At 68.9% G+C, this 4948-nt stretch carries 7 protein-coding genes; all 7 read left to right on the forward strand.

What is annotated here, in order from left to right; all coding sequences use genetic code 11:
- Positions 1–845: NAD(P)-dependent oxidoreductase (locus G4D87_RS33600; protein WP_163786767.1), on the forward strand; the 845-nt coding region annotated here is incomplete at its 5' end.
- 8 nt (positions 846–853) lie between these two features.
- A complete protein-coding gene (locus G4D87_RS33605; protein WP_163786768.1) occupies positions 854–1741 on the forward strand; it encodes an isocitrate lyase/phosphoenolpyruvate mutase family protein in 888 nt (295 codons plus the stop codon).
- Positions 1742–1776: 35 nt separating this feature from the next.
- The gene (locus G4D87_RS33610; protein ID WP_163786769.1) at positions 1777–1983 is read left to right on the forward strand and encodes a hypothetical protein; all 207 of its coding nucleotides are present in this window, start codon (positions 1777–1779) and stop codon (positions 1981–1983) included.
- Complete coding sequence (locus tag G4D87_RS33615; RefSeq protein WP_163786770.1) at positions 1971–3023, forward strand: coenzyme F420-0:L-glutamate ligase; 1053 nt, start codon at positions 1971–1973, stop codon at positions 3021–3023. Before G4D87_RS33610 ends, G4D87_RS33615 begins: the two co-directional genes overlap by 13 nt.
- Complete coding sequence (locus tag G4D87_RS33620; protein ID WP_163786771.1) at positions 3010–3948, forward strand: NAD(P)-dependent oxidoreductase; 939 nt, start codon at positions 3010–3012, stop codon at positions 3946–3948. Before G4D87_RS33615 ends, G4D87_RS33620 begins: the two co-directional genes overlap by 14 nt.
- The gene (locus G4D87_RS33625) at positions 3945–4520 is read left to right on the forward strand and encodes an adenylyltransferase/cytidyltransferase family protein (RefSeq protein WP_163786772.1); all 576 of its coding nucleotides are present in this window, start codon (positions 3945–3947) and stop codon (positions 4518–4520) included. Before G4D87_RS33620 ends, G4D87_RS33625 begins: the two co-directional genes overlap by 4 nt.
- Positions 4521–4630: 110 nt before the next feature.
- Positions 4631–4948, forward strand: a 318-nt coding sequence (locus G4D87_RS33630; protein WP_163786773.1) for a hypothetical protein, incomplete at its 3' end; no start/stop codon positions are given.

Below are 4948 nucleotides of genomic sequence, written 5' to 3' on the forward strand. Positions count from 1 at the left end.
ACCTCCAGGCGGCGGGGCTGCTGGCCGCCATCCATGACAAGGCGGGCGCGGAGGGCCTGGCGCACCTCTGTGCGCCGTCGGCGGAGGCGGTCGCCCGGACTGCTGGGATTGTCTTCCTGTGCCTGCCGAACCCGCAGGCGGTGGAGGAGGTCGCCAGCGAGCTCATCCGGACTGGCGCCGCGAAGGACAAGGTCGTCGTCGACTTCTCCACCACGCTCCCCGCGCTCACGCGGCGGCTCGGGGAGGCGTTCGCGGAGGCGGGCGCCAGCTATCTCGAGGCGCCGATGACCGGCGGGGTCCGCGCGGTCCGCAACCGGCGGCTGCGCGTCATCGTCGGCGGGGAGCATGCCGTGTTCCAGCGGCTCAAGCCCATCCTCGACCTGTTCGTGGACGTCGCCATCTACGCGGGCGCGGTGGGGGTCGCCAGCTCCCTCAAGCTCGTCCACAACATGGTGACGCTGGGCACCGCGTTCACGGTGATGGAGGCGGTGTCCCTGGCGGAGAAGCTGTCGCTGGATCGCGAGCTGCTGTTCCGGGTGCTGTCGAACGGAACCGCGTCCAGCTACGTCATCGACAATACCTTGCGGCGCACGCTGCTGGAGGGCGACTTCCGCGAGGGGTTCAAGCTGGAGCTGGCGGAGAAGGACGCCCGGCTCATCCAGCAGCTGGCCGCCGAGGCCGGGGCCCACCTGTCCATGTTCCCCGTGGCGGCGGAGATGCTGCGCGAAGGGGCTGCCAGGAAGGAGCTGGCGCAGGTCGACTATCCCGCGGTCTTCGACGTCGTGGTCGAACGAATGTCTGTGAAGCGGGGCGAGCGTGTCCCTTCTCCGGCTGTCGAGAGTTGAGGCTCCTTATGGGAAATCCGTCCAAGAGTGCAGTCCTGCGGGAGAAGCTAGCGCGCCCGTCGATGATGATGGTGGCCGGAGCGCATGATGGGCTGAGCGCGCGTCTGGCGCATGAGACCGGCTTCGATGCGGTCTGGGCGAGCGGGTTTGGAATCTCCGCCGCGCACTGCGTCCCAGATGCCAGCATCCTGACGATGAACGACTTCCTGGATGCGGCCATCAGCATGAACGAGGCCACGCATCTGCCCATCATCGCGGACGGCGACGCCGGCTTCGGCAACGTCCACAACCTGGTGCGCATGGTCCGCAAGTACGAGGCGGCCGGCATCGCCGCGGTGTGCATCGAGGACAAGGTCCATCCCAAGCTGAACTCGTTCGATGAGCGCGAGCAGGTGCTCGTCTCCATGCAGGAGTTCACCAACAAGCTCCGGGCGGCCAAGGCCGTCCAGCAGACCCAGGACTTCGTGGTCATTGCCCGGACCGAGGCGCTCATCGCCGGGCTCGGGATGGAGGAGGCCCTGAAGCGGGCCTACGCCTACCGAGAGGCGGGGGCCGACGCCATCCTCATCCATTCGAAGGACAAGTCCGGCAAGGAGATCGTCGAGTTCGCCAAGAGCTGGAAGGTGCCGGTGCCGCTCGTGGTGGTGCCCACGAAGTTCCCCACGCTGGGGCGCGAGCAGCTCGAGGCGCTGGGCTTCAAGATGGCCATCTACGCCAACCAGGGGCTGCGCGCCGCGGTGCAGGCGACCCGGAAGGCCTTCGAGCTCATCATGCGGGAGGGCTCCACCCTGAAGAGCGAGGGGGAGATGCTCAGCATGGAGGAGATCTTCACGCTCCAGGGCATGCCGGAGCTGGTGGAGCACGAGAAGCGCTTCGGGGCCTCTTCTGAAAACTAGGCGCGGCGGGCGTCTCGCCGGGGACCTGAGAGGACATGATGAGCGGGCTTTCTCCTGCCGAGCGGATCCAGATATTGAAGGCGTGGGAGCAGCGGTGCTACGGCCCGCTGGAGGGGGACGAGGCGCCCCTGAGGGACAGGGACCTGGAGCAGCTGCGCACCATGTTCTCCTTCCTCTACGAGGACATCCGCCGCGAGTCGGCTGATGCGAAGCAGGACGCAAAGGTGACATGTCAAACATGATCGTGAAGTTCGATCCGGCCGCGACGTGGGCCCCGGCCTCGCGGTTCGAGGTGACGCACGTGTCTCCTGAGCCGCGGATCGCCGCGGGAGAGCTGCTGATGCGGGTCCGCGCTGGCGAGCGAGAGCTCACCTATCCGTCGCCGCTGGCGGGCAACGTCGTCCGCCCGCTGGTGGGGGTGGGGCAGCACGTCGCGGCGGGCGAGCCCGTCTTCCTGATGTCGTCCACGAGCGTGGCGCCGGACCTGGGCGAGCTTGAGCAGTTGATGGACGAGAAGATCTGGAACCTGGCGGTGGCGACCAACGCCGTCTTCAAGGGGCTGCTCGGCTCGATGGGGGCGAGCGGGCAGATTGCCTCGCGCACTGTCCCGGTGAAGGTGGAGCTGCCCACCCACCAAGGGGTGGACACGCTCATCCAGTCCATCGCCGAGGCGTGCGCGGCCTCCTCGCTCGAGGAGGGGGACGTGGTTGTCGTCGCGGAGAAGCCGTTCCCGGTCGCCCAGGGACGCCTGGTCCCCTACCGCTACATCTACGAGACGGACCCGAAGAAGATGGGCCGGGAGGACCGGCTCCGGCTGCTCGCCGAACTGCAGCGGCTCGTCTCCGGCCCGGTGGATGAGAAGGACCTCATCCTCGCGGACTCGTACCTGGAGGACCCGGCCCGTGGCGAGCAGGCGACGGTGGGCGCCCACAACCACAACCGCCTGGCCGCGCAGTTGGCCGAGGCCGTGCGGGCGCGGTCGGGCGTCTCCGTGGACGTCATCATCAGTGACACGGACACGGGCATCGACATCCGGGAGACCATCATCGGCTGCATCACCCTGGGGGCGACCCCCGTCGGCGCGACCCGGGGGCTCAGCTTCTACGAGGCGATGCGGGCCTCCTGCGCCGCCGAGTTCACCCGCGGCTCCAAGAGCCGCATTCCCATCGTCATCTGCAAGCCGGCCCACCGCTGCCGGCGGCGGCCGTCCATTGGCGAGTTCAGGGGCTACGACGGCAAGCTGGATTTCGATCGGGAAGGCAGAAAGATTGCCTTTGACTAGGCTCCAGATTGTCATCATCGACCCGCTGAGCCCGGGGGCGGTCTCCGCCATCGAGGACGTGGGCGACGTGTGCTACCTGCCCACCCAGCCGGAGGCGGAGGTGCGGGAGCGCCTGCGGTCCGCGGACGTCCTCGTCATCCGCAGTCGCTTCCGCCTCACGCCGGAGTGGGTGGCGGGGGCCCCGCGCCTGAAGGCGGTCGTCCGCGCCGGGAGCGGGGTGGACAACCTGCCGCTGGAGACATTCGCCGCCAGGGACATCCGCTTCACGAACCTTCCGGACGCGAGCACGCCCAGCGTGGCGGAGCTGGGTGTCGCCGCCATGCTGTTCGTGATGCGCAACCTGTACGAGGGCCACTCGTCCTTGATGAAGGGGCAATGGAAGAAGGCCGCGCTCCTCGGGAACGAGCTCTACGGGAAGACGGTGGGGCTGGTGGGCTTCGGGCGGATTGGCAAGCAGCTGGCGCTGCGGCTGAAGTCCTTTGACGTCCGCATGCTGTACTGCAACCGCTCGGGCGGGGGCGTGCACCCGGAGTCCGGAGCGGTGCCCACCTCGTACGAGCGGCTGCTCGCCGAGAGTGACGTCATCAGCCTCCAGGTCCCCCTGCTGCCGGACACGCGGCACATGTTCAACCGAGCGGCTTTCGGGAAGATGGCTCGCCGGCCGTTCCTGGTGAACCTGGGGCGGTATGACCTGGTCGAGATGTCCGACCTGCGCGAGGCGGTGGTGGCCGGCCGCATCCGGGGCGCGGTGATTGATCCGGTGGAGCCGGACCGCCGGAGCTTCGAGGCGTTCGCGGACCTGCCGGTGTTCTTCCTGCCGCACCTGGGCGCCACGACAATCGAGGCGCAGGACCGGCTGGGGGTGCACGTGAGGGACACGCTCATTGAGTGGGGCCTGGGGCCCCGCGCGGGAGGGGCATCATGAAGTACAAGAACGTCATCTGGGAGGGCCGCTTCCAGCCGGTCCACCGCGGGCATCTGGCGTACATGCGTCGGCTGCTGGAGCTCGGCGAGCGGCTCTGGCTGTTCGTCGTCGCGAATGAGACCTCGGCGGAGGTGGGCGGCCCCTTGCCGGTGCCCGAGTTCACGGCCGTGGTGGACCCGCACCACCGGCCGGAGAAGAACCCGCTGCCCTTCTGGATGCGCTACCAGCTGCTGGTGGAGAGCGTCCAGCACGAGTTCGGGCCGGAGGCCCCCATCATCGTCAGCGGTGGGCGGCGGCTGGACCTGGCGTGGGACCTCTACAAGAAGCTCCTCCCGCCGGACCGCGTCTTCATCACCCCGCAGCGGGACGAGTTCGAGGACGCGAAGGCCGAGGCGTGGAAGAAGCTCGGCGAGACGTGTGTCCGGATTGACGTGAGCGACCTGCCGAAGATCTCGGCCACGATGATTCGGGACTGCATCAAGGAGGGGCGGTCGCCGGGCGAGCTGCTCAGCCCGTACACCGAGCGGCGGATGCGGGAGTTGGGAGTGCTGGACCGCCTTTCCCTGCTGTGACTGCCGGGCGCCCGCGCATCCCCGCCGCGGCCCCTTGAGAGAGAGACATCGCGATGAGCACCGCTGCCGGGCATGCCGCCCATCTGCGCCCGTTGAGGCACGGCTGGGCCATGTGGAAGCACTTCTTGCTGCGCAGCGCGGGCTTTCCCGTGAAGCAGGTGCTGCAGTTGGGCAGCCCCGAGGCGGTGCTGGCCGTGGACCGGCTGCTGGAGCTGGAGGACGGCCTGCGCCGGGCCGTGGCCTTGGCGGACCAGCGCACCGAGCAAGCGCAGCGCGGCCTCCATGGCCCGGCGTGGAAGGCGCTGACCCAGCTGCGCAAGGCGCTGAAGCAGGGGAACTTCGCGAAGCTGGCGGGGTGGGCCGGGCCCGCGGCGGCGGAGGTGGCCGCGGTGTGGCAGGTGGCGCAGGCGCGGGACGAGCAGCTGCGC

Origin of the sequence: Myxococcus vastator (genome assembly GCF_010894475.1) — a bacterium.
Lineage (GTDB): Bacteria > Myxococcota > Myxococcia > Myxococcales > Myxococcaceae > Myxococcus > Myxococcus vastator.